The organism is Sphingobium lactosutens DS20, assembly GCF_000445105.1.
Taxonomy (GTDB): domain Bacteria; phylum Pseudomonadota; class Alphaproteobacteria; order Sphingomonadales; family Sphingomonadaceae; genus Sphingobium; species Sphingobium lactosutens.
On sequence record NZ_ATDP01000092.1, the window covers coordinates 48478 to 72853 of the forward strand.

At 63.5% G+C, this 24376-nt stretch carries 19 protein-coding genes; 10 read left to right on the forward strand and 9 right to left on the reverse strand.

Annotated features, from left to right (window positions below; translation table 11 throughout):
- The first annotated feature begins 41 nt into the window (after nt 1-41).
- The 3 genes from RLDS_RS42135 (at nt 42) to RLDS_RS42145 (ending at nt 5101) form a co-directional block, all read left to right on the forward strand.
- The gene (locus RLDS_RS42135) at nt 42-1718 is read left to right on the forward strand and encodes a M28 family metallopeptidase (RefSeq protein WP_031298303.1); all 1677 of its coding nucleotides are present in this window, start codon (nt 42-44) and stop codon (nt 1716-1718) included.
- A gap of 75 nt (nt 1719-1793) precedes the next feature.
- The gene (gene clpB, locus RLDS_RS42140) at nt 1794-4367 is read left to right on the forward strand and encodes an ATP-dependent chaperone ClpB (protein WP_021226442.1); all 2574 of its coding nucleotides are present in this window, start codon (nt 1794-1796) and stop codon (nt 4365-4367) included.
- On the forward strand, nt 4364-5101 hold the full coding sequence (locus RLDS_RS42145) for a 2OG-Fe(II) oxygenase (RefSeq protein ID WP_021226443.1): 738 nt from the start codon (nt 4364-4366) through the stop codon (nt 5099-5101). The genes clpB and RLDS_RS42145 overlap by 4 nt, the downstream gene beginning before the upstream one ends.
- A 73-nt stretch (nt 5102-5174) precedes the next feature.
- Here the strand turns inward: RLDS_RS42145 and RLDS_RS42150 are convergent, their stop codons facing one another.
- Nucleotides 5175-8057: a TonB-dependent receptor domain-containing protein gene (locus RLDS_RS42150; protein WP_021226444.1), complete on the reverse strand. Its 2883-nt coding sequence runs from the start codon at nt 8055-8057 to the stop codon at nt 5175-5177.
- 436 nt (nt 8058-8493) lie between these two features.
- Between RLDS_RS42150 and RLDS_RS42155 the strand changes: the two genes are divergently transcribed.
- On the forward strand, nt 8494-8994 hold the full coding sequence (locus RLDS_RS42155) for a hypothetical protein (RefSeq protein ID WP_408021114.1): 501 nt from the start codon (nt 8494-8496) through the stop codon (nt 8992-8994).
- Nucleotides 8995-9000: 6 nt separating this feature from the next.
- On the opposite strand, the gene RLDS_RS42160 is transcribed toward RLDS_RS42155, so the two are convergent.
- Genes RLDS_RS42160 through xseA form a run of 3 tightly spaced genes read right to left on the reverse strand, consistent with a single transcriptional unit; the run spans nt 9001 to nt 11566 of the window.
- Nucleotides 9001-9852, reverse strand: coding sequence for a M23 family metallopeptidase (locus RLDS_RS42160; RefSeq protein ID WP_021226446.1), 852 nt, complete (start codon nt 9850-9852; stop codon nt 9001-9003).
- Nucleotides 9849-10061 carry a DUF2093 domain-containing protein gene (locus tag RLDS_RS42165; RefSeq protein ID WP_021226447.1) on the reverse strand — a complete coding sequence of 71 codons (213 nt, stop codon included), beginning with the start codon at nt 10059-10061 and terminating at the stop codon, nt 9849-9851. Before RLDS_RS42165 ends, RLDS_RS42160 begins: the two co-directional genes overlap by 4 nt.
- A gap of 23 nt (nt 10062-10084) precedes the next feature.
- Nucleotides 10085-11566 carry an exodeoxyribonuclease VII large subunit gene (gene xseA / locus RLDS_RS42170; RefSeq protein WP_031298306.1) on the reverse strand — a complete coding sequence of 494 codons (1482 nt, stop codon included), beginning with the start codon at nt 11564-11566 and terminating at the stop codon, nt 10085-10087.
- 7 nt (nt 11567-11573) lie between these two features.
- On the opposite strand from xseA, the gene purD reads away from it, so the two are divergent.
- Both purD and RLDS_RS42180 read left to right on the forward strand, forming a co-directional pair.
- Nucleotides 11574-12857: a phosphoribosylamine--glycine ligase gene (purD, locus tag RLDS_RS42175; RefSeq protein ID WP_031298307.1), complete on the forward strand. Its 1284-nt coding sequence runs from the start codon at nt 11574-11576 to the stop codon at nt 12855-12857.
- Nucleotides 12858-12924: 67 nt separating this feature from the next.
- Nucleotides 12925-13488 carry a hypothetical protein gene (locus RLDS_RS42180; protein ID WP_021226450.1) on the forward strand — a complete coding sequence of 188 codons (564 nt, stop codon included), beginning with the start codon at nt 12925-12927 and terminating at the stop codon, nt 13486-13488.
- Here RLDS_RS42180 and RLDS_RS42185 read toward each other — a convergent pair.
- From RLDS_RS42185 to RLDS_RS42200, 4 genes are read right to left on the reverse strand one after another with little or no spacing between them, the layout of a single operon-like run.
- Complete coding sequence (locus RLDS_RS42185) at nt 13485-14282, reverse strand: inositol monophosphatase family protein (protein WP_021226451.1); 798 nt, start codon at nt 14280-14282, stop codon at nt 13485-13487. The genes RLDS_RS42180 and RLDS_RS42185 overlap by 4 nt on opposite strands.
- Nucleotides 14269-15615 (reverse strand): TldD/PmbA family protein, encoded by a 1347-nt coding sequence (locus tag RLDS_RS42190; RefSeq protein WP_021226452.1) that lies wholly within the window; start codon nt 15613-15615, stop codon nt 14269-14271. Before RLDS_RS42190 ends, RLDS_RS42185 begins: the two co-directional genes overlap by 14 nt.
- Before the next feature lie 43 nt (nt 15616-15658).
- Nucleotides 15659-16576 carry an NAD(+) diphosphatase gene (nudC, locus tag RLDS_RS42195; protein ID WP_021226453.1) on the reverse strand — a complete coding sequence of 306 codons (918 nt, stop codon included), beginning with the start codon at nt 16574-16576 and terminating at the stop codon, nt 15659-15661.
- Entirely contained in the window at nt 16554-17624 is a 1071-nt protein-coding gene (locus RLDS_RS42200) for an A/G-specific adenine glycosylase (protein ID WP_021226454.1), read from the reverse strand. The genes nudC and RLDS_RS42200 overlap by 23 nt, the downstream gene beginning before the upstream one ends.
- A 26-nt stretch (nt 17625-17650) precedes the next feature.
- On the opposite strand from RLDS_RS42200, the gene RLDS_RS42205 reads away from it, so the two are divergent.
- The 4 genes from RLDS_RS42205 (at nt 17651) to smc (ending at nt 23206) form a co-directional block, all read left to right on the forward strand.
- On the forward strand, nt 17651-18193 hold the full coding sequence (locus RLDS_RS42205) for a DUF721 domain-containing protein (protein WP_021226455.1): 543 nt from the start codon (nt 17651-17653) through the stop codon (nt 18191-18193).
- A 55-nt stretch (nt 18194-18248) separates the two neighbouring features.
- Nucleotides 18249-18914, forward strand: coding sequence for a thioredoxin domain-containing protein (locus RLDS_RS42210; protein WP_021226456.1), 666 nt, complete (start codon nt 18249-18251; stop codon nt 18912-18914).
- 42 nt (nt 18915-18956) lie between these two features.
- Nucleotides 18957-19688, forward strand: coding sequence for a DsbA family protein (locus tag RLDS_RS42215; protein WP_021226457.1), 732 nt, complete (start codon nt 18957-18959; stop codon nt 19686-19688).
- Nucleotides 19689-19762: 74 nt separating this feature from the next.
- Entirely contained in the window at nt 19763-23206 is a 3444-nt protein-coding gene (gene smc / locus RLDS_RS42220) for a chromosome segregation protein SMC (RefSeq protein ID WP_021226458.1), read from the forward strand.
- A gap of 100 nt (nt 23207-23306) precedes the next feature.
- On the opposite strand, the gene RLDS_RS55360 is transcribed toward smc, so the two are convergent.
- Nucleotides 23307-24113 (reverse strand): helix-turn-helix transcriptional regulator, encoded by an 807-nt coding sequence (locus RLDS_RS55360; protein WP_152528059.1) that lies wholly within the window; start codon nt 24111-24113, stop codon nt 23307-23309.
- Between the last annotated feature and the right edge of the window lie 263 nt (nt 24114-24376).

A 24376-nucleotide genomic window follows, 5' to 3' on the forward strand; every position in this document is an offset into this window, starting at 1 on the left:
CCTGCGCGCCATATCCGTTCAGCAGAAAGCCCTGTCCCTTGATCAAACGCCTGTCCCTGTCGGCCGCCGCGCTCGCCCTGATCCTGCCGGCCGCCCTCCCCGCACAATCGCCCGGCCAACCGGCCGCCACCGATCCGGTCTTCACTGCGGCCGCGATGCGGGCCCATGTCGAATTCCTCGCCGATGATCTGCTTCAGGGCCGCGACACCGGCAGCGAGGGGCATGAGATTGCCGCCCGCTATGTCGCCAGCCAGTTTGATGGCCTGGGCCTCGAACCCGCCGGTGACGCCGATGGACAGGGGCGCGGCTGGCTTCAGCGCATCACTTTCCAGAAAACGGAGCGGACATCGACGCCGGCGACCCTCACTGTCTCCGGCCCCGCGGGCGACCAGAGTTTCACCCATGCCGGTGACGTGCTGATCGGCATGAATGCGGCGCAGCCGCGGCTGGACGTGCGCGCGCCGCTGGTCTTCGTCGGCTATGGCCTCGAAAATCAGCGCTTTGGCCTGGACGATTATGCCAGGCTGGACGTGAAGGGCAAGATCGTCGTCACCCTGCGCGGCTATCCCGAGGGCTTGCCGAGCGAGGAAGGCGCGCATCTGTCGGCGACCAAGGCAATGATCGCGGAACAGCATGGCGCGATCGGCATGCTGTCGATCGGCACGCTCCAGTCAATGAAGGCGCGGCCCTGGGCGCGCATGGTGCAGTTCGCCGACGAACCCGATTTCACCTGGGTATCGCCCGAAGGCCAGCCCTTCGACCAGGCACCGGGCATCCGCGCCGGCGCGGCGCTCAACGACCCGGCCGCGCAGGCTATTTTTGCCGGCGCGCCGCAAAGCATTGCCGCGATCCGCAAATTGGCCGATCGCAAGGGCGGCAAGCCCAAGGGCTTCGCGCTCAAGACCAGCGTTCGCATCCAGTCCGAGAGCGCCAGCCAGCGCGTCACCAGCCCCAATGTCGTCGCCATCCTGCCCGGCAGCGACCCGGTGCTGAAGGATGAATATGTCGTCCTGTCCGCCCATCTCGACCATATCGGCGTCAGCCCGGCAAAACCGGGCGAACCTGCGGACAAGGACCGCATCAACAATGGCGCGCTCGATAATGGCGCGGGCATCGCGACGATGCTGGAAGTCGCGCGCGCAATGGCCATGGCGCCGAACAAGCCGCGCCGGTCGATCATCTTCCTGGCCTCGACCGGCGAGGAAAAGGGCCTGCTGGGCGCCGATTATTTCGCCCGCCACCCTTCCGTCCCCATTCGCCAGATCGTCGGCAATGTCGATCTCGACATGCCGCTGCTGCTCTACCCCTTCACCGACGTCATCGCCTTTGGCGCGGATCACTCCACGCTCGGCCCCATCGTCGCGCAGGCGGTCAAGCCCATGGGCGTCAGCCTGTCTCCCGACCCGATGCCGCAGGAAAGCATCTTCGTGCGATCGGACCATTATATGTTCGTGAAGCAGGGCGTCCCCGCCGTTTTCCTCGCCACCGGCTATGCCAATGGCGGTGAAAAGGCCTGGGGCGATTTCCTGTCCGGCGCCTATCACCATCCCGGCGACGATATGAGCCAGAAGATCGACTGGCAGGCCGGCGCGCGTTTTGCGCAGGCCAATTACCGCATCACCCGCGCCATGGCCGACGCCGACACGCCGCCGCTGTGGTTCCAGAACGACTTTTTTGGCGATCTCTTCGCACCGCAGGCGCGCAAGGCGTCAAAATAACGATTATCCCGCCTCGCCCCTTGTGTGGTTTTTAAGCAACACTACATCCGATCCATCTACTTCCATGGGGATGTCATGAACCTCGAAAAATTCACTGATCGCGCCAAGGGCTTCCTCCAGTCGGCGCAAACCGTCGCGATCCGCATGAACCATCAGCGGATCAGCCCGGAACATCTGCTAAAGGCGCTGCTGGAGGATGAGCAGGGCATGGCGTCGGGCCTTATCCAGGCGGCAGGCGGATCGCCGCAGGTCGCGCTGCGCGACACCGATGCCGCGCTCGCCAAGGTGCCCGCCGTGTCGGGCAGCGGCGCGCAGCAGACGCCCGGCCTCGACAATGATGCGGTGCGCGTGCTCGACAGCGCCGAGCAAGTGGCGCAGAAGGCGGGCGACAGTTTCGTCACCGTCGAACGGCTGTTGCTCGCGCTCACCCTCGCCACCACGACGACGGCGGGCAAGGCGCTGGCCGCCGCCGGGGTCAAGGCCGACGCGCTCAACGCTGCGATCAACCAGTTGCGCCAAGGGCGCACCGCCGACACGGCCGGCGCGGAGGATCGCTATGACGCGCTCAAGAAATTCGCGCGCGACCTCACGGAGGCGGCGCGCGACGGCAAGCTCGACCCCGTGATCGGCCGCGACGAGGAAATCCGCCGCACCATCCAGATTCTCGCTCGCCGGACCAAGAACAACCCCGTCCTGATCGGCGACCCCGGCGTCGGCAAGACGGCGATTGCCGAAGGTCTGGCGCTGCGCATCGCCAATGGCGACGTGCCTGATACGCTGAAAGACCGCACCTTGATGGCGCTCGATATGGGCTCGCTGATCGCGGGGGCAAAATATCGTGGCGAGTTCGAGGAGCGGCTGAAGGGCGTGCTCGACGAGGTGAAGGCGGCCGAGGGCCAGATCGTCCTTTTTATCGACGAAATGCATACGCTGATCGGCGCAGGCAAATCCGAAGGCGCAATGGATGCAGGCAACCTGCTGAAACCCGCCCTCGCGCGCGGTGAACTCCACTGCATCGGTGCAACCACGCTCGACGAATATCGCAAATATGTCGAGAAAGACCCTGCGCTCCAGCGGCGGTTCCAGCCCGTCTTCGTCGGCGAACCGACGGTGGAGGACACCATCTCCATCCTGCGCGGCATCAAGGACAAATATGAAACGCATCACGGCGTCCGCATCGCCGACGGCGCGATCGTGTCCGCCGCGACCCTGTCCAACCGGTACATCACCGACCGCTTCCTGCCCGACAAGGCGATCGATCTGATGGACGAGGCCGCATCCCGCATCCGCATGGAGGTGGAGAGCAAGCCCGAGGAAATCGAAAATCTCGACCGCCGTATCATGCAGTTGCAGATCGAGCGGGAGGCATTGAAAAAGGAAAGCGACCAGGCGTCGAAGGACCGATTGGCGGCGCTGGAAAGTGATCTTGCCAATCTGGAGCAACAATCCGCTGAACTCACCGCCCGCTGGCAGGCGGAAAAGGACAAGATTGCAGGTGAGGCCAAGCTCAAGGAACAGCTGGACGCCGCGCGCATCCAGCTGGAACAGGCGCAGCGCACGGGTGAATATGCCCGCGCCGGCGAGTTGCAATATGGCACCATCCCCGATCTCGAAAAGCGGTTGAGCGAAGCACAGTCCGCCTCGGCCGGCGCCATGCTGCGCGAGGAAGTGACAGCCGAGGACATCGCCGCCGTGGTATCCCGCTGGACCGGCATCCCGGTCGACCGCATGCTGGAGGGCGAGCGTGAGAAGCTGCTGGCGATGGAGGCCGAACTGGCCAAGCGCGTCATCGGGCAGGCCGACGCGGTGAAAGCCGTGTCTACGGCCGTGCGCCGCAGCCGCGCCGGGCTACAGGACCCCAATCGTCCGCTCGGCTCCTTCCTGTTCCTTGGCCCCACGGGCGTCGGCAAGACCGAACTGACCAAGGCGCTGGCCGGTTTCCTGTTCGACGATGACAGCGCGATGGTGCGCATCGACATGAGCGAATTCATGGAGAAGCACTCGGTCGCCCGCCTGATCGGCGCGCCTCCGGGCTATGTCGGCTATGAGGAAGGCGGCGTGCTGACCGAAGCGGTTCGCCGCCGTCCCTATCAAGTCGTCCTGTTCGACGAGGTTGAGAAAGCGCATGGCGATGTGTTCAACATCCTGCTCCAGGTGCTGGATGATGGCCGCCTGACCGACGGGCAGGGCCGAACCGTCGACTTCACCAACACGATCATCGTGCTGACGTCGAACCTGGGCAGCCAATATATTGCCGCTCTTGGCGATGACGACCCGGTCGAAAAGGTCGAGGATCAGGTGATGGACGTCGTTCGCGCCCATTTTCGCCCCGAATTCCTGAACCGGCTGGACGAAATCATCCTGTTCCACCGGCTGGGCGCCGCCCATATGGCGCCGATCGTCGACATCCAGGTCGCCCGCATCGGCACGCTGCTGAAGGACCGCAAGATCACGCTCGACCTGACCGACGGCGCGCGGGCTTGGCTGGGCCGGGTGGGCTATGACCCGGTCTATGGCGCACGCCCGCTGAAAAGGGCGGTCCAGCGCTATTTGCAGGACCCCCTTGCCGACATGATCCTGCGCGGAGACGTGCCAGACGGATCCACCGTGCGCGTCGATGAAGGCGACGGCGCGTTGGTGTTGAGATGACACAGGAAATGCCATACCCAAAACCGCTGCGGTTAGCTGGTGGAATTGACGTAAAGCAGTTGAGAAGGGACTTTCTAAAGGATGGGCATGTCCGGATTGAGCCTTTTCTTCATCCCGACGATGCCAACATATTACGCTTGGCTCTATTGGCCCGTAAGGATTGGCGACTCGTTCTAAACTCCGGGGACAAGGTATTCGAACTTGACGCCGATATGCTCCGCAACATGGGGCGGGATCATCGGGCTGCTCTCGACAAGGCTGTCTTAGAATCCAGCAGATACGAATTTCAGTATCGATATTGTTCGATCCGGGTGCCAGACTTTTTCGAGGATACCCTGTGTACTGGGGATGTGTTGATGCAGTTCGTCGCATTCTTACGCTCCGAGTCCGTATTAAAGCTCGTGCGCACGACGATTGGCATGCAGCAAATTGCTTTCGCGGATGGACAGGCCACGAGATACGATGTGGGCCACTTTCTTACCGCGCATGACGATGCCGTCGAGGGCAAGCATCGTCACGCAGCGTATGTGATGGGCTTGACCGACAATTGGCGCGCTGAGTGGGGAGGCCTCCTGCTTTTTCATGAAGGCCGAGATCAATTGGCAGGGCGCAGGCCGGCGTTTAACAGCCTTGATCTTTTCAAGGTGCCGTCCGTGCATAGCGTATCGTTCGTCAATCCCTCAGCGGCGAGCAGCAGATTATCGGTCACGGGATGGTTCCGTTCTTACTCATGATAAAGAAGGGGGAGCGATTTCTCGCTCCCCCTTCTTTATCATTATGAGCATTCGCAAACCGAATGCGACGCATTTAAAACTTCATGGTTGCGCTCATAAAGAAGCGGCTACCCAAGACATCATAGAGCGTCGGGAAGGTATTGGTCTGCTCACCGTTACCACCATTCTGCGTGCTCGCGGACAGCGGCGGCTTCTTATCGAACAGGTTGACCACACCGCCTCTCAGCGTGAAGTTATCGTTCACGTGGAAAGCACCTGACAGGTCGAAATAGTTGACCGAGTCAAAATGCTCTGAGGCGTAGACCGTGTCCGGATCATCATCATTTGCCGAACCCAGATAGCGCCACAGCAGCGACAGTTCGAACTTCTCAGTTTCAAAAGTAGTCCGCAAAGTGGACCGCCATTTCGGAGTTGGAACTCCGCAGTTCGCACCAAATGCACCCGCGCATTTATAGGTGAGATCCAAACCAACGACTGGCGTGAAGTCATTTTTGATCAAACGGGTACCATCAAAGCCAAACGTTAGACGCGCATCTTCCGCGCCCAGAACGGGACCCAGTCCGATCCGATAATTTGCCGTGACGTCAACACCAGAGGTCTTCAAACCACCGCTGTTCACATATCCATCAGTGAACGTATCGATTTCACCAATGCTATTACGAGCGATAGCATCACAATAATCCTGGTTGAAGCGAGTGAAACAAAGCGTTCCAATCGCATCAGTACCAACACCGGCGGTGATATAATTGTCGATCTTGATGTTGTAGTAATCGACAGTTGCAGAGAAGCCCGACAGGCTCGGCGGCGCAATCACGATCCCAACAGTATATGTCTTCGCGGTTTCCTCACGAAGGTCCGGGTTACCACCGATGAAAGTGAGCGGGTTGACGTTATTGGGATCTTGAATAGCTGCGTTGCCGATGTTGGAAGTCGGCGCTCCAGCAGCCGCGAACTGCGCTAGGCAGATGGCATTTAGCTGACCCTGCAGGGCGGCCGCAGTACCGCACTGGTCAGCATTTCCGTTAAAGCTAACAGTCGATCCAAGATACAATTCGTTGACGCTCGGTCCGCGAACAGCCTTCTGGTATTGACCGCGCAGCGTGATGCCACGCACCGGCTCCAACTCGGCGCCTGCCGACCATGTGAACACATTGCCCGGAGCGTTCGAATACTTGGAGAAACGAGCAGCACCGGTCAGTTCGAACCGAGTTACGATGTTGTCGCGCAGCAGCGGAATGCGCGTTTCGCCGAAAAATTCGGTGACGTTGTAAGAACCCGACGTGGCCTGTCCAGGATTGAAACCAGCAACGTTTCCGCTGGCCAGATAGGTATCAGGCGCGACCGACCCCGCTTCCTTACGATATTCGGCGCCCAGAGCAATACCAACACCGCCAGCACCGAGATCAAACAGACTCGAATTGGTCACGGCGAAGGAAGCGACCTGCGTGCTGTACGTTTCGACATTGGTCGCCGTGATGCCAAGATAATCGGCGGCTTCTGGTGACAGGTTATTGAAACCGAAGATGTTGGCCGGCACACAACCCGCGTCGCGAGCAGATTCGCTTGCGCAAACCAGTTCACCGTTCAAAAGCACATTGTTGGTCGCATTGAGGAACCGATCAATGGCGACGTTGCCCGCCTGGCGCTGCGTATTTTTCGTACGAGCATACATATAGTATCCGTCGTAGCTAAATCCGCTACCGATGTCGCCCTTCATACCAGCTACGAAGCGATATGCATTGCGGTCGTCAAAGTTCAAACGACCACCCAGTTGCGTAGTACGATAATTGAAGTTGGCATTGACGTAGCCATCGCCATCCGTGTCCAGAGAGCGTAGAGCGTTCTGGAAATCTCCCGTAAAGTAAGGAGAATCGACATAGAGCGGAATCTGACCAATTACGCCATCACCATACGGCGTACCATTGCTGATCGGTGTGGCCGCAAGTTGAGCGCTTACGCGGTTATTAACAAACTGAGTTTCAATATAAGGCTGGAAACTGTCATTGATTTCGTAGCGCGCCTGAGCAGCGAGGACAAAGCGCTCTTGCGGAACCTGCAAATAGTTGACCGGCGCATAGTTATATGCATCGGCAGCCCCGTCATAGCACGTGTTCACATTACCCGCGAAATCTTGAATGTCGCAGCCCAGGCCAGTCGCTGCGCCCAGGCCTGGCACGTTGACACGCCCCTGCGGGACCGAGGGCGAACCGCCAAACACGAAGCCGCCATTGCCATCATCGACCAAAGCATTGCGGGCAAAACCTCGGGCGTCAGCGAACACTGACTTTCGCTTGGTGTAACCGGCAAAGACGGTGGCATTGCCACGACCATCATCGAAATTACCACCGATAACGCCGTTTACATCCCACACTCCGCCATCGCCGCGGCTGGTGATGTCATAGCTGGAATTCAGCTCAACACCCGAAAAGTCTTTCTTGAGAATGAAATTGACCGCGCCCGCAATTGCGTCGGAACCGTAAACTGCGGACTGCCCCCCAGTCACGACATCGACGCGCTCAATCAAGGCAGATGGAATCGTGTTCAGATCGACAATCTGGCTCACATCATACGACATGTAGCGACGCCCATCGACCAGCACGAGTGTCCGCTGCGAACCGAGGCCACGAAGGTTGACTGTCGCGACGCCACCGCCTGGATTGTTCGAAGCGGACGTCGATGTCGCCGTTACCTGGGGAAGGTCATTCAGCACGTTTTCGATATTCGCGGAACCGCCCTTTAGAGCGATGTCCTGAGCGCCAACGATATTGATTGGACTGCTGCTGGAAAGATCCGGACGCGCAATACGCGACCCCGTAACGATAATAGTATCACCCATATCCGCTTCGGCTGCCTGGGGCGCGTCCTGCGCGATGGCGGCGCTGGCGATCAGCGACGCGCTCAGGATCGCCGGAGCGGCGCTGGCACGCAGCAGTGCCCTTTTCGAAAATGTCTTCACGGTCCAGTCCCTTGCTCTGGAGTCGGCAGATTATCTGCCACCTAGTAGCCCGTACGGAGGGATATGGTGCCCGACAGCGATCCCCCCATATGGATTGGTGGAACCTGCGCGGGCTTCAGGGCGCTGTAAAGCATGGGAAAAGGTCCAGCGCCGCTTTTGACGAGGGCTGTATCATAATTGCAACAAGGGCGGGGAGCGGCAGTTTTACGATCTTGTTGCAATTAAATTTCACCTCGTAGCATGCCAGTGCAGCTTTCGTGCATCACTTAGCCAGAACAGTGTCGGAAAATATGGTGCTGTGCAATCCATGCGGTACAGGGCCATCTCTTGACGCATATTTTCAGCAAAAGGCATGATAAGGCGGCATCGAACGAACAGGGAGACAGGTGGCATGACACGCGGATACAAAATGCTGGGGGTCGTGACGCTGGTCCTGATGGCGAATCCCGGGCAGGCAGCGACCAAGGCGCGCCCACCACAGGCGGAATTGTTCACCAACCTGCTCCAATGCCGGTCGATCGCAGCGGATGCCGAGCGCCTTGCCTGCTTCGACCGCCAGGTCGGCGCGATGGAGACAGCATCGCAACGCGACGAAGTCGTGGTTCTGGACAAGAGCGAGCTTAACAAGACGCGCAAGACGCTGTTCGGCTTCTCCTTCCCGAAGCTGCCTTTCCTGGGCGGGGGCGACGATGATGACGCGGCCAAGGAAGAGGAAGGCGTCAGCCACATCCAAGCGACGATCGCCAGCGTGCGCAGCCTGGGTTACGGCAAATGGCAGATCGGGCTGGAAGACGGCGCGCAATGGATGACGACCGAAGCGGTGACCGGACGTGACCCGAAGGCTGGCCAGTCGATCGAAATCAAGCGCGCGGCGATGGGCAGCTTCATGGGCAAGATCGAAGGCGGGCGCACCATCCGCATGAAGCGCGTCAGTTAAGCGCCATCACCGCCCCTGCGGCATCGGCCCGGCGATCAGCAGCGGATCGATGCGCGCATCCTGCCATTTCATGCCCCAATGGAGATGCGGTCCGGTCGCGCGACCGGTCGCGCCGATCGCTCCGATCTGTTGCCCCTGCACGACATGATCGCCCATCTTCACGTCGATGCGCGACAGGTGCAGAAAGGCGCTGTTGAGACCGTGTCCATGGTCGATCATCAGCAAATGCCCTTCCAGCGTAAAGGGCTTGTCGATCGCCGCCAGGATGACGACGCCGTCGGCCGGCGCGCGCACGGGTTCGCCCGTGGCGCCCGCCACATCGACGCCGCCATGATAGGAGCCAGGCTCACCCTGATAGACGCGCTGCGCGCCGAAGAGGCCGGAGATACGCCCGACACGCGGCCAGATGAAGGACTGCCGCCACCCCTGCGCATCCGTCACCTTCGCCCGCGCCGCCGCGATCGCTTGGAGCTCTGGGCGGCGCAGCGCCATGAAGGCATCGCTGCTCTTGCCCGCGCGCAGCGGCGCATTGATCCGCTCCAGACGCCAGTCGCGCGGCGCGACGGTCAGCGGCCGGGTAAGTAGCTTGCCGTCCGACAGGCGCGCCGTCAGCAGCGCCTCGGGCTGCGCATCCCGATCGAAGGCGATCAGGAACCGGCCATCAGGGTCGACCGCTACTGGCTGATCGCCGAGCGTCAAAGCCACTGTTCCAGCCGGCGCCGTGCCAAGCATCCTGCCGCCCTGCGCCGCTGCGCCTTCAAGCTGGAAGGCCGGCGCTACCACCCCTTGCCGCGCGACGGGCTGCGCGGCGGCCGTCGCGCCCAAGCTCAGCATTGTCGCCAGAAAAATCGCCTTCATAACCCGCCAGTAGCCTTTTGCTCCGCCTCCACGGACGCCTGCGCGCTGGCATAGGGTTCCTGCCGGGCGATGCTCCAGTAGCGCAAATCCTGCAAAGCGATACGCTCCCCTGTCACGGCACACAGGACATGATCACCCGCCTTCAATACGCGAAAGCTGTAGGGCAGGTAATGGAGCCGGGCGATCCGGTCGCGGCTGGACATCAACATGGTGTCGGTCCTTTCTTCATGGGTCAGGAAAACAGGTCTTGCTGCGTCAGGGCGGGATCACGCGGCTTGCGCGCGGAACGGGCCGGCGAAGGCGGCGCCGGCTCCATTTGCGCACCCGCCTCTCCGACCACTGCGCCCACCGCGCCATCGTGGAAATGCAGGACGACCTGCCCGGCCGCGCGCGCGGCATCGACCGACCGGACCAGCCGTTCGCCCGCCATCACCCGGGCATAGCCGCGCTGCAACGGCAGGTCGGGATCGAGCGATGCGAAATGCCGCGACACGCGATCGAACGCGGTCGCGCAATCCCGCTGCGCGCGGACCAGATTTTCCGGCCGCAACCGCAACCGATCCAGCCGCTCGCCCGCGCGCGTCAGTTGCTGGCGCAGCAACGCCGGCCGCAGCGCGCCGCTCGCCTGCCCCAGATGCGCGCGCGCGTCGGCGAGGCGATGGCGCAGGCCACTGACCAAGGTGTCCGATAGCTGGTCCAGCCGCTGCCGCTGCGGGCTGAGCAACGTGTCGGGCGTCGGCATCAGTCGCGCCTGCATGTCCAGCCGCTCGCGCGCCTGCGCCGCGCCGCGCCGCACGGCGCGACCCGCGCGCAGCCCCATGTCAGTCAGCCCCGCCAGCAATTCCGCGCGCACCGGCACCGCCATTTCGGCTGCCGCCGTCGGCGTGGGCGCGCGCCGATCGGCGGCATAATCGCACAGCGTCGTGTCGGTTTCATGGCCCACGGCCGAAATGATCGGGATGCTGCATTCCGCGACCGCACGCACTACGATCTCTTCATTGAAGCTCCACAGATCCTCGATCGACCCGCCACCGCGCGCCACAATCACCAGGTCCGGCCGCGGCAAAGCGGCATCGGCGGGCATATCCGAAAAGCCCCGAACCGCGCGCGCGACCTGCTCCGCCGCGCCCTGCCCCTGCACCAGCACCGGCCATAGCAGGACCTGTGTCGAGCATCGATCCGCCAGCCGGTGAAGGATGTCGCGAATGACCGCGCCCGTGGGGGAAGTGACGACGCCGATGGTGCGTGGCAGGAAAGGCAGCGGCTTCTTGCGTTCGGGCGCAAATAATCCTTCGCCCGCCAGCTTGGACTTGAGCTTTTCGAGCAGCGCCATCAGCGCGCCTTCGCCCGCCAGTTCCATCCGTTCGATCACGATCTGATATTTGGACCGGCCGGGATAGGTGGTGAGCTTGCCCGTGGCGATCACCTCCACCCCGTCCTGCGGCGCGAAGGCCAGGCGCTGCGCCCCGCCTTTCCACATGACCCCGTCGATGACGGCGTTGTCGTCCTTCAGGCACAGATACAGATGTCCCGATGCCGCGCGCTTGAACCCCGAAATTTCGCCGCGCAACCGGACATGGCCGAACCGGTCCTCGACCGTGCGCTTCAACATTCCGGACAATTCGCTGACGCTGAGCGGCGGCGCGTTGTCGCCTGCGCGTTCCTCGGCTAACAGGCGGCCCGAACTGTCATAGGCATCAAATTCCGGGGACATGGGCGACATGAACATCCTTCTGCTTGGCGGCGGCGGCCGCGAACATGCGCTGGCATGGAAGCTGGCGCAATCGCCCGGCCTCGACACGCTCTATGCCGCGCCCGGCAATCCGGGCATAGCGCAGCACGCCACGCTGGTCGACCTTGATGCGGCGGATCATCGCGCGGTCGTGGATTTCTGCATCCGTCATTCGATCGGCCTGGTGGTGATCGGCCCGGAAGCGCCGCTGGTCGACGGGCTGGCCGATAATCTGCGCACCATGGGCGTGCCGGTCTTTGGTCCCAACCGCAAGGCGGCGCAGCTGGAAGGGTCCAAGGGTTTCACCAAGGATTTGTGCCAGCGCGCGAATATCCCCACAGCGGCCTATGTCCGGGTAACAAGCAAGGATGGCGCGATCGCGGCGCTGGATGATTTCGCGCTGCCCGTCGTCATCAAGGCGGGCGGGCTGGCCGCTGGCAAGGGCGTCATCATCGCGCAAAACCGCCAGGAGGCGCTGGATGCCCTTGATTCAATGTTTTCCGGCGCCTTTGGCGCGGCCGGCGAGGAAGTCGTGCTGGAAGAATTTATGTCCGGCGAGGAAGCGAGCTTTTTCGCCCTGACCGACGGCAGCGCAATCCTGTCTTTCGGATCGGCACAGGATCACAAGCGCGTGGGCGACGGCGACACTGGCCCCAATACCGGCGGAATGGGCGCCTACAGCCCCGCGCGCGTCCTGACGCCCGACCTGGAACGGCAGGTGATGGACAGGATCATTCGCCCCACGGTCGATACGCTGGCGAACGAAGGCATGCCCTATTCAGGCGTCCTCTATGCCGGTCTGATGCTCACCGACGCGGGACCCAAGCTGATCGAATATAATGCCCGCTTCGGCGACCCGGAGTGCCAGGTATTGATGAGCCGTTTCGACGGGGATCTTGCCGAACTCCTGCTTGCCGTCGCGCAGGGACGGCTGGCCGAACAGGGACCGGTCGCGCTGGCCGATCGCACGGCCCTGACCGTCGTCATGGCCGCCAACGGCTATCCCGGCACGCCGGAAAAGGGCGGGCGCATTACGGGGCTGGACGTTGCCGAGCAGGCCGGCGCCAAGATTTTCCACGCCGGCACGGCGGAGAGGAGCGGTACGATCGTCGCCACTGGCGGCCGGGTTCTCAACGTCACCGCCACCGGCGATAGTGTCGCCACCGCCCAGGCAGCCGCCTATGCCGCCGTGGATGCAATCGACTTCCCCACCGGCTTTTGCCGCCGCGATATTGGCTGGCGCGAAGTGGAGCGCGAAGCCAAGCAGGGGTGAACCCTTGCGGCGCGGCAAAAAGCATCCTTAAATAGCAGGACGAAACACACAGGGGAGACGTGGCGCGATGCAGGAATTCTTGATGGACTATGGCCTGTGGCTGCTGATCGCGCTGCTGGTCCTTATCGGCCTTGTTTTCTTGCTGTCCGGCAAGCGCACGTCGGATGTGGATACGCCGGCAGAGACAATCACGCCTCCAGAAGCGCCTCACCCCACCGCCGCGCCGCCGCTGGCCGATCCGGTCGCAGTGCCGCCGGCCCCCGTCGCCGCCGAAAGGATCGAGAAAACAGAGCCTGTGGCGGCTGTAGAGCCGAGCGTCGAGCCAGCCCCGCCTGTTGCGGCCGAACCCATCCCTGTCTCCCCCGCTGTTGCTCCGCCGGTAGGCGATGCCGCACCCGACGACCTGCTCCGCCTCAAGGGCGTTGGTCCCAAGCTCAAGGCACTGCTTATTGAACTGGGCGTGACCCGTTACGAACAAATTGCCGCTTGGACCGATGCGGATATCGCCGCGATCGACGCCCGGCTCGGCAATTTCAAGGGCCGCCCGGTGCGCGACCAATGGGTGGATCAGGCGAAATATCTCGCCGCTGGCGACACCGCCGGCTTTGAAGCGAAATATGGCAAGCTTTAACCCCGGCCCAATATTTCCTGCGCGCGCGGCGCCAGCCGATCTTGCGCCGCCTTGTGAATCCCCGGCGCGGCGCACAGCAAGCCAAAGGCGGTCGGCTGCGGCCGGTTGAAACGCAACGGATCGCCCATCGCATCGGTCACGATCGCCCCCGCCTCCTGGCAGATGAGCGCCGCCGCCGCGACATCCCATTCATTGCCCCAGCGCACCGTAGCGACCAGATCGGCCTCGTCAGCGGCGACCAGCGCCATGCGCAGCGCGATGCTGTTGGGCTTTTCCACCGCAACCAGATCGCGGTCAGCGCGCGGCAATTGGTCGGCAGGCACCCGCGCACCCGGCAGCATCGTGCGCGTGCCTGCCTTCAGCGCCTTGCCATTGCGGGTCGCACCGCGCCCGGCCTGCGCCACCCATAATTCGTTGCGCGCGGGCGCCGCCAATATCCCCAATCGCACCGCGCCATCCTCGACCAGCGCCACCGATACCGCCCAGCCGCGCCGCCCGCGCAAATAGTCACGCGTGCCATCGATCGGATCGACGACCCATACGCGCGACAGGCCCAGCCGGTGGACGGTATCGGCCGTCTCTTCCGACAACCAGCCAGCAGTAGGATCAATCGCGGTCAGGCTGTCGCGCAGCATCACGTCCAGCGCCAGATCGGCCTCACACACCGGATGGCCGGGCACCTTTTCCCACTGACGCACGCGCGTTTCGCCATTGGCCCATAAGGTCAGCCCATGGTCGGCCGCATCCGCCACGGCGGACACGATCGCGCGCAGCGGCAGTTCAGCCTCCGGCAACGGTCATCCCGTCGATGCGGAGAGTGGGCACATTCATGGCATAGCGGAAATAGAGGTCGCTCGCCGGCGTCATGTTGCGGAACATATCCTTCAAGTTGCCGGCGATGGTGATTTCCGACACCGCATTCATGACCGCGCCATTTTCGATCAGGAACCCGGACGCGCCGCGGCTATAGTCCCCGGTCACAGGGTTAACGCCCATGCCGATCAGTTCGGTTACATAGATGCCGCGCTTCACATCATAGCGCAGATCCCCCGGCGACGTCGTGCCTGCTTCCATATGGACGTTGGTGATGCTGGCGCCGGGCGCGCCGCTGCCGCCGCGGCTCGCATGACCTGTCGGCTCCAGCCCCAATTGCCGGGCCGAAGCGCTGTCGAGCAGCCATCCGGTCAGCACACCGTCCTCGATCAGCGCGCGCCGCTCGACCGGCAGGCCTTCGCCATCGAAAGGGCGCGATCGCAAGCCGCGCGGGCGCAGGGGATCGTCGATGATCGTGATGCTGGAGTCGAAAATTGCCTTGCCCAACTGATCCAGCAGGAAACTCGACCGGCGCGCAATGGCCGGGCCGACAATGCCGCTCACCAGATGGCCGATCAGGCTGGACCCGATACGCGGATCGAAAATCACCGGCATGACGCCGCTGCCGACCTTGACCGGATTGAGCCGCGCGACCGCGCGCTGCCCTGCCCGCGCGCCCACGGCGTCGGCATGGTCCAGATCGCGCAGATGCCGCGCCGAATGGCTGGCATGATCGCGCTGCATGTCGGACCCACTGCCCGCCAGCACGCTGGCCCAGGTCGAATGGCTGGTGCCGGCATAGGCGCCGGCAAAGCCATGGCTGGTCGCGAGCGCCACCTGGCTACGCCCGCTCGATGCGCCGCCGCCCTCGCTATTTGTGATGCCCGGCACGCCGCGCGCCGCATCCTCGGCCATCAAGGCGCGCTCGCGCAGGGCGGCGGGTTCGGGCTCCTCCTCGTCTGTCAGATCCAGCGAAGGCGGCCGCCGCTTCAGCAACCGATCCTCGGGCGCAAGCCCGGCATAGGGGTCTTCCGGCGCTTCGCGCGCCATCGCGATGCAGCGTTCCACCAGCGTATCGAGCGTTGCGGGATTCATGTCCGACGCGGAAATGCTGGCCGACCGCTGGCCGATGAAAACGCGCAGGCCGATTTCTTCGCCTTCGGACCGTTCGACATCCTCCAGCGCGCCCAGGCGCACCGACACATTGGTCGACGCGTTGCAGGCATAAATGGCGTCGGCCGCATCCGCGCCCGCCTTCCGCGCTGCATTCACAAGATCCTGCGCGCGTGACTGGGCTTCTTCTAGGCTGAGCATGGAGGAAAGATAGTCCTTGATCGGGGGAAAGGAAGGCACGGCCTTACGCGCTTGCGCCAGCGCTCACAACCGTGGCCAGCCAATGGTCCAGCAAATGCCAGGCCACCGCCATCTGCGGTGGCGCGATAAAGGGCGCGCTCGAATCGCCGGCCATCGCCGCGCGCACGCCATCGGCATCGCACCAGAATGCATGTTCGATCTCGGTCGCGTCGATCCGCAATGCGTCGTCCTGCGCCTGCGCGACGCAGGCGATCATCAGCGACGATGGGAAGGGCCAGGGCTGACTCATGACATAGCGGACCGAATGGACCCGCACGCCCGCTTCCTCATATATTTCACGCGCCACCGCTTCCTCGATCGTCTCGCCCGGTTCGACAAAACCGGCGAGCGCGGAATAGCGCCCTTCGGGCCAGCTATGCTGCCGCCCCAGCAGCCCCCGCCCCTCATGCTCCGCCAGCATGATGACGACAGGGTCGGTGCGGGGGAAATGTTCCGCGCCGCACGCTTCGCACCGGCGCGACCAACCTGCCTTGACCGGCCGCGTCGATCCGCCGCAGACCGAACAAAAAGGATGTCGCGCATGCCAATGCACCAGGCTGCGCGCCGCGCCATAAAGCGCCACTTCCTCCGCCGGGATCAGCCCCGCTATGGCGCGGCTGCGCGGTGTGGGCACCAGATTGGGGCCAAGATCCGTCACCAGCCGCGCAAAGATCGGCCGCGCCTGCGGATCAACGCCCAGCAGCACATGGTCGGCTATCTGCGCACCCGCGCCGATCGGCTCCAGCAGCAAATGCCCCTCCGCCTCGACCGGCTCCAGCCCCTCCAGCACCAGCCGCCGCGCGGCCGGATCGGCAAAGGCTTGCGCCAGCAGCGCGGGATTGGTGCGGACATGGTCGACCCGGTCCAGCGTGCCGCCGACAAAGCCGGGCAGCGGCCGTTCAATCTGTTGCGTTCCGTGCATCCTTGTCCTTTCTCACTGCGTCGGCCGCGCGCGCAAACAGCGCCGGCAGCCCAGCCTCGCCAATGCGCTCGACCGGCCACCATTCGCCCGTCCCCTTTGGCTCCATGCCTGCGTCCAGATGGGCGCGATGAAGCGCAAGCGCCAGCGAGAAATGGGTGAAGACATGGCTGATCGGCTCGGCAAGGCCGGTCCATTTCGCATCGACGGGCGGCGTCCATTCGGGCGTGGCGCTCCAATCGGAACTTGGCAGCGCGCGCATTCCACCCAGCAACCCCTTGTCCGGTCGGCGCACCAGCCAGACATGGCCATCGCGCTCGATCCACCAGCCATGGCCCAGCCGGTGCGGCTTCGCCTTTTTCGGCGCCTTGACAGGAAAAGCGGCGGGGTCGGCGGTGGCAAGGGCCGCGCAGTCCTGCCGTAGCGGACAGATGCCGCAGGCGGGATTGCGCGGCGTGCAGATGGTCGCGCCCAGATCCATCATCGCCTGCGCGAAATCGCCGGCCCGTGCGTCCGGCGTGATGGCGTCGGCAGCGACGCGGATCGCGGGTCGCGCGGCTGGCAGCGGCGTATCGATGGCGAATAGTCGCGCGACCACCCGCTCGACATTGGCGTCCACCACCACCGCCCGCCGGCCAAAGGCGATGGCAGCGACGGCGGCGGCGGTATAGGCGCCCACGCCCGGCAAGGCGCGCAGCCCTTCCTCTGTATCGGGAAAGCGCCCATCATGGTCGCGCACCACCGCCCGCGCGCAGGCCAGCAGGTTGCGCGCCCGCGCATAATAGCCAAGGCCAGCCCATGCCGCCATGACATCCGCGTCCTGCGCCGCCGCCAGATCCTCGACCGTCGGCCATCTGGCAGTGAACGTCGCGAAATAGGGACCGACGGCCGCCACCGTCGTCTGTTGCAGCATCACTTCGGACAACCAGACCCGATAGGGATCGCTGGCATTGGCGCCCGGTGGCGCGCGCCACGGCAGGCGGCGCGCATGAACATTGTAATGCGCAAGCAGGTCGCCCGCGATTTTTGACTCTCGACCCTCGACGCGCATGGCAGCCCTATGCCATTAAGCGGGCCATGACGGAACGCCCGGCCAGCCCGAAAATGAAAATGCGCAAAGTGCCTGCCGAGGAACGCCCGCGCGTCGGCGCGCCACGCCAGATCGCGGACCTGATGCCCGACATCGGGCGCGCCGCATTCCGCAAGTTCGGTTTCGTCCAGTCGAGCATCGTCACCCGCTGGACCGAAATTGTCGGCCCCCATTATGCGGCGGTGTCCGCGCCTGAATCGATTCGCTTCCCTGTCGGCAAGAAGGCCGGCGGCACGCTGCAACTGACCGTGATGAGCGGCCATGCGCCAATGATCCAGCATGTGCTGCCCGACATCATCGAACGGGTGAACCGCTTTTTCGGCTATGCCGCAGTGGCCAAGGTCGCGATGCGCCAGGGCCAGATCGCTTCGATCAGTGCGGAACGCCGGCCACCGCCGCGCAATTTGCGGCCCATTCCGGTGGAGCTGGGCGATTCGCTGCGCGATATTGGCGATCCCGAATTGCGCGCGGTGCTTGAATCGCTGGCGCAGGGACTCGCCAACAGCAGTGGTCTGCCCAAGGTCAGCTAGTTTAGCCGTGGTTCAGCCTACCCCGTCTATGTCAGCCTTTTTTGGACGCGCGCCCATGAAGAAGCTTCTTTCGCTCAGCCTGCTTGCCCTTCCCGCCGCCCTTGTCGCAGCGCCCGCTGCCAACTGGGTCAGCCGCGTCACCATGACGCCGATCGGCGGCCATTATATGGGCAATCCCGCCGCGCCCACCAAATTGGTCGAATATGTCAGCTACACCTGCTCGCACTGCGCGCATTTCGTCAGTGAGGCGAGCGCGCCGCTGCGCACCGATTATGTGAAGGGCGGCAGGGTCGGGGTCGAGGTGCGCAATGCCGTGCGCGACAAATATGACCTGACCGCCGCCCTGCTCGCGCGCTGCGGCGGACCGGCGAAGTTCATGGGCAATCATGAGGCGCTTTTCGCCAACCAGAGCGCCTGGATCACGCAGGTCGAAAGCTATGACCGCGACGCGCAAAAGCCCGCCGATCAGATCCCCGCGCTACAGGATATCGGCCAGAAGACCGGTCTCTATGCGCTGATGAACAAGCGCGGCTTCACGAACGCCCAGCTCAACGCCTGCATCGCCAACCCGCAATCGATGAAGCAAGTGCTGGCGATGACCGACGAGGCCTGGACCAAGGTGAAGATTACCGGAACGCCCGGCTTCACCATCAACGGGACGAAGGTGGACGGGTCGAACTGGGCCACGGTCAAGGCCGCATTGCCCCCCGCCGCCCGCTGATCTACACCACGCCCATCGCCAATCATCGGAGCCCTGCCCGTCGTGAAAGCCTTTACCGGTCTTGCCCTAGTCGCCGTCAGCCTCAGCCTTGCCGCCTGCAACAGCAGCGAGGAAGCAGCCAAGCCCAGCGGCGCGCCAGTGGCCGCCGTACCCGCGCCCGCCGGCACGACATGGTCTGCGACGGTGAACGAAACGCCCGAGGGCAATTTCGTGATGGGCAATCCCGACGCGAAGGTGAAGCTCGTCGAATATGGCTCCTTCACCTGCAGCCATTGCGCCGAATTTGCCGAAACCGCTTCGCCGGAAATCCGCAAGCTCGTCGATACGGGCAAGATGAGCTATGAATTCCGTACCTATGTGCGCGATCCCATCGACCTGACCACCGCCCTGCTCGCACGCTGCGGCGGCAAGGACGTCTTCTATCCGCTGTCCGAACAGTTTTTCGCCAATCAGGGCGCGATGTTCGAAAAGGTGCAGGGCCAGGACGACGCCTTCAAGGGCGTGGAGCAATTGTCGCCCGCGCAGCGCCCGGTCGCCATTGCTCAGATCGCGGGGCTGATCGACTTTGCCAAGCAGCGCGGCATTTCCGAAGATCAGGCCAAACAGTGCCTCGCCGACACCGCCACCGCCGAAAAGCTGGCAAAGGGCGTCGAGGCGGCGAACAATCAATATCAGATCACCGGCACGCCAAGCTTCCTCATCAACGGAGTACTGGTGGACAACGCCGCCAACTGGGCCTCGCTCGAACCTCGTCTCAAGGAAGCAGGTCTCTGATTGCGCGGCGGGGGGCTGACATCGCCGCCTGACCGAAGGGGAGCCGGGGCGGCGCGCTGCCCTGGATCGCCGCCATGCAGATAAAGCGGCTCAAGCTTTCCGGCTTCAAAAGTTTCGTCGATGCCACCGAATTGCGGATCGAGCCGGGATTGACCGGTATCGTCGGCCCCAATGGCTGCGGCAAGTCCAACCTGCTGGAAGCCATTCGCTGGGTCATGGGCGAATCGAGCGCCAAATCCATGCGCGGCGCGGGCATGGAGGATGTGATCTTCGCCGGCACCGCCAGCCGGCCCCGGCGCGACTTTGCCGAAGTGTCGCTGCTGACCATCCAGGAGCAGGGCGAGCTGTTCAACGCGGTGGACGTCGGTGCCGATGGCGAACTGGACGTCACTCGCCGGATCGAACGCGGCGCGGGCAGCGCCTATCGCGCCAATGGCAAGGATGTGCGCGCCAAGGATGTGGCGCTGGTCTTCGCTGACGCGGCTACTGGCCCGCATAGTCCCGCACTTGTCAGCCAGGGGCGCATTGCCGCCGTCATCGCGGCGCGGCCGCAGGAACGCCGTGCGATGCTGGAGGAGGCGGCGGGCATTGCCGGGCTGCACGTTCGGCGCAAGGATGCCGAACAGAAATTGCGCGCGGCCGAAACCAATCTCGCGCGCCTGGACGAAATCCTGCTCGACATGGATATGCGCGCCAACGCCCTGCGGCGGCAGGCGAAGGCCGCGGAACGCTATATCCGCCTGTCCGACCAGATCCGCGTCGCGGAAGGCCGTGTTCTCTTCGCGCGCTGGCGAGAGGCCCATGCCAGCGCGGAAGCGGCCCGCGCCGAGGCAGGCCAAGCCGACGCTGCCGTCGCCGCCGCGCAAGAAGCACACCTCGCCGCCGCGGCCCATGCGCAGGCCGCCCTTGCCACGCTGGGGGAATGCCGGGTGGCGGCGCAGGCCGCCCGCGATGCCGCAAGCGAGGCGGGCCACCGGCTCGCCGCCCTGCGCACCGAACGGGAATCGGTTCTTCGTCGCCTTGCCGATCTCACACAACAGGCCAGTCGGCTGGAGGAGGATCGCGCGCGCGAAGGCACGCTTGCCAATGACGCCGCCGACGCGATCGCGCGGCTGACCGCCGAAATTGGGATGCTCAAGTCCCGCATCACCGAAACCGAAAAGCTGCGCCCCGATTTTGCCGCACGCATTGCGAAGGCCGAAGGAGAAGCGCGCGACGCCGAACTCGATTTGGCCCGCGCCATGGCGACGCAGGCGGCGGAACAGGCCGAACTGCGCGTCGCCGAGGCCGCGCTCGCCGCTGCCCGCAACCAGCGCGATCGGGCGGAACGGGAGATGGCGCGGATCGAAGCCGACGCGGCTGCCCTGCCCGATCCTGATCCGCTGATGGCCAAGCACGAAAGTGCGCAGGCGGACCAGGCTCGGGCGCAGGATGACCGCGATACCGCCGAAGCCGCGATCGAGGCCGCTGAGCAGGATAGACAGGCCGCCGCCGATGCGCGCGCGACGGCGGAAGCCGTCTTGGCATCGGCCCGCGCGACACTCGCCGCGCTGGACAGCGAAGCCGCCGCGCTCAAGCGCGCGGTCGATGGCGGCGCAGGCGCGAAGGCGCGCGCTCTGGATCAGGTAAAGGCTGCGCCCGGCTATGAGCGCGCTCTTGCCGCCGCGCTGGGGGACGATCTGGAAGCCCCGGTCGCTATGGAGGGCAAGCGCCGCTGGTCCGGCGCAGAGCCTTCCGCGCAGGACCCTGCGCTTCCCACCGGCGCGACCCCGCTGGCCGATCATGTCACGGCCCCTGCCGCGCTGGCCCGCCGCCTTGCGCAGATTGCCGTGATGGATAGCGACGAAGGCCAGCCATTGGCGGTCGGACAGCGCCTCGTCACGCGCGACGGTCAGTTGCGCCGCTGGGACGGCTATGTCGCGCTGGAAGGCGGAGCTGCGGCGGCCGAACGGCTGATCCGCCTCAACCGGCTGGATGCGATCGCCCTCGCGCGCCCCGCCGCGCAAGTGGAGGTGGAGGATGCCGCCGACGCGCAGGATGAAGCCAAAGCGCGCGAGCAAGCGGCGGTCGCTGCCTTGTCGATCGGGCGCACCGCGCTCGCCCAAGCCGACCAGAAGCTTCGCGCGGCGCTGCGTGCAGGCGATGAAGCCACGACGGCGCTGGAGCGGCTTGCCGGGCGGCGCGAAGCGGCGGAGGAACGGCTCGCCGGCGCGCGCGCCGACCTGCTGCGCGCACAGGCCGAGCAGGAGAAGGCGCAGGCCGCGCGCACTTCGATGCCCGATGGCGCGGCAACCGGTCAGCTTGTTACTGCCCTCACCCAGGCCAGCGAGAAAGCGCGCGCCGCCGTCAGCCAGTTACAGGCCGATCAGGCGCTGGCCGATCGCGCACTGGACAGCGATCGCGACAGGCAGGCAGCCGCCGATGCGGAGATCAAGAGTTGGCGTGCCCGCGCTGGCGAGGCCGCCAAACGCATCGCCGCCATGGCTGCGCGCGGCGATGACATTGCGAAAGAACGGACGGAAATCGAGGACATGCCCGACCGCCTCGGCCAGGCGATTGCCGAGCTTGAAACGCAAGGATCGGCGCTGACCGAGGCCGCCGACCAAGCACGCGGGGCAGAACTGGCTGCGGAGGCGGCGCTGCGCCAAGCCGAAGCCCAGGCGGCGCAGGCTGGCGAAACGCTCGCCGCTGCCCGAGAATCGCGCGCCACCACCGTCGCCCGCGCCGAAGCGGCCGATGAACGCCGACGGGAAACCAACCGCCTGTCGGGCGAACGCTTCGAATGCCCACCCCCGGTGCTGCCCGAAAAGCTTGGCTTCGCCAGCGCCGACATCCGCATCGCCCAGACCGAACAGGCGGAGCATGACCGTTTCGTCGCCGACCGTGAGCGGATCGGGCCGGTCAATCTGGTCGCCGCGCAGGAACTGGCCGAGCTGGAAACCAGTCAGGCGAGCAGCCGGGCCGAAAGCGCCGAGCTCACCCAAGCCATTCACCAGCTGCGCGGATCGATCGGCAGCCTCAACCGGGAGGGCCGTCAGCGCCTGCTCGCTGCGTTCGAGGCGGTGGACGGCCATTTCCGCCGCCTTTTCACTACCCTGTTCAATGGCGGCCAAGCACATCTGGAACTAATCGACAGCGACGATCCGCTGGAGGCGGGGCTGGAAATCATGGCGCAGCCGCCCGGCAAGAAACTCGCTGCGCTCACGCTGCTGTCCGGTGGCGAACAGGCGCTGACCGCCGTGGCGCTGATCTTCGGCCTGTTCCTGACCAATCCGGCGCCGATCTGCGTGCTGGACGAGGTCGACGCGCCGCTGGACGACGCCAATGTCGAGCGTTTCTGCGACCTGCTCGACGCGATGGTCGCGCAGACCAACACCCGCTACCTCATCGTCACCCACAATGCCGTCAGCATGGCTCGGATGCACCGCCTGTTCGGAGTCACCATGGTCGAACCCGGCGTCAGCCGCCTGGTGTCCGTCAATCTGCACGGTGCCGAAGCGCTGCTGGCGGCGGAATAGGGCCAACGGTTGTTTCGATCGCGACCATGCGAAAGCTTATGCAGTGCGCACATCATGACCAGCCTGTCATTTGCGGGCCGTCACGCACCGTTATCGGTCATCACGGCTGAATGCCATCGTAGAACCGTTCCATGCCATTACGATCCGCAACACCGACTTTGCTGTAAGCGCGCCGGCGATAGGTGATGACTGTTTCAGGACTGACACCAGCTATCCTTGCGATCTGTTTCGTGTTTCGTCCCGTGATAATCAGTGCGCATATTTGAGCTTCGCGTGGGCTAAGCCTCATATCGGTACCGAGCAATTTCTGAACAATGTGCGCGACCGGTGGATGCCGCGGGATTTTTGCGGCCTCAAACTCTGCATGCTTACTGATTAACGACGCAAAGACATCGCCATATGCAGAAATGCATTCAACTTGGTCACGTTCAAAGCAACTATTTTTATCAAAACGATAAAAATTCAACATTGTTATATTATTTGAATGGCTAATGTATACCGATATTCTTTCTATGACATTATAACGATCATATACAGATTTAAATTCAGGATCTAATATATTTGGAATATCAAGCCTTCCGATCACGGCCTGATCGCTTTTCATGCAATATGGTATGGCCTTCTTGAGATTGAAATCGAGATGACAATAGTGTGCGGCATACTCTCTAGCCGCTTTAGCGGTGGTTTCGTCGACAACTGGCCCACTTCCAATGGATAAAAGATATTGTGGCGCTGCCGATTGGCCAATGAGGAATGCCGAACAGAAATCGGCACGAAACAAACCGGAGAGGGCTGACCTAAGTTCATAATAAAAGGATGGCGTCCCCAATGCCATTATCAGGTTGCTGGCAACAGGGGCCGGGGTCGCACTGATTTGGGAAGAGTGCATCAAGGAATTGTCTTCCACGTCTTGAACGCCCCTTTTTCGACATTTGTCAACGAATCAGCAGTCCGCAGAGATGTTGAGCACGCGCCAAAAATGCTAATCTCATCTGCGCGAACCTTAAAGACATTCGTATCTTCACAAAACCGTTGCCGTCTGGCTCTTGGCTTACATGCTGCGGACACACGAGCATTTGGCTGATCGCAAAAAGGGATGGTGATCGCCCCATTGTCCCACGACAAGGGGGACAGACGGCTTTGGACCCAGACGTCATAATCTATCCGCAA

Excerpts from the sequence above, each read along its gene's own strand:
- clpB (WP_021226442.1), top strand. The coding sequence starts at position 1,794 with ATGAACCTCGAAAAATTCACTGATCGCGCCAAGGGCTTCCTCCAGTCG.
- RLDS_RS42145 (WP_021226443.1), top strand. The coding sequence starts at position 4,364 with ATGACACAGGAAATGCCATACCCAAAACCGCTGCGGTTAGCTGGTGGA.
- RLDS_RS42155 (WP_408021114.1), top strand. The coding sequence starts at position 8,494 with ATGGCGAATCCCGGGCAGGCAGCGACCAAGGCGCGCCCACCACAGGCG.
- RLDS_RS42160 (WP_021226446.1), bottom strand. The coding sequence starts at position 9,852 with ATGAAGGCGATTTTTCTGGCGACAATGCTGAGCTTGGGCGCGACGGCC.
- RLDS_RS42165 (WP_021226447.1), bottom strand. The coding sequence starts at position 10,061 with ATGTTGATGTCCAGCCGCGACCGGATCGCCCGGCTCCATTACCTGCCC.
- xseA (WP_031298306.1), bottom strand. The coding sequence starts at position 11,566 with ATGTCCCCGGAATTTGATGCCTATGACAGTTCGGGCCGCCTGTTAGCC.
- purD (WP_031298307.1), top strand. The coding sequence starts at position 11,574 with ATGAACATCCTTCTGCTTGGCGGCGGCGGCCGCGAACATGCGCTGGCA.
- RLDS_RS42180 (WP_021226450.1), top strand. The coding sequence starts at position 12,925 with ATGCAGGAATTCTTGATGGACTATGGCCTGTGGCTGCTGATCGCGCTG.
- RLDS_RS42190 (WP_021226452.1), bottom strand. The coding sequence starts at position 15,615 with ATGCTCAGCCTAGAAGAAGCCCAGTCACGCGCGCAGGATCTTGTGAAT.
- nudC (WP_021226453.1), bottom strand. The coding sequence starts at position 16,576 with ATGCACGGAACGCAACAGATTGAACGGCCGCTGCCCGGCTTTGTCGGC.
- RLDS_RS42200 (WP_021226454.1), bottom strand. The coding sequence starts at position 17,624 with ATGCGCGTCGAGGGTCGAGAGTCAAAAATCGCGGGCGACCTGCTTGCG.
- RLDS_RS42205 (WP_021226455.1), top strand. The coding sequence starts at position 17,651 with ATGACGGAACGCCCGGCCAGCCCGAAAATGAAAATGCGCAAAGTGCCT.
- RLDS_RS42210 (WP_021226456.1), top strand. The coding sequence starts at position 18,249 with ATGAAGAAGCTTCTTTCGCTCAGCCTGCTTGCCCTTCCCGCCGCCCTT.
- smc (WP_021226458.1), top strand. The coding sequence starts at position 19,763 with ATGCAGATAAAGCGGCTCAAGCTTTCCGGCTTCAAAAGTTTCGTCGAT.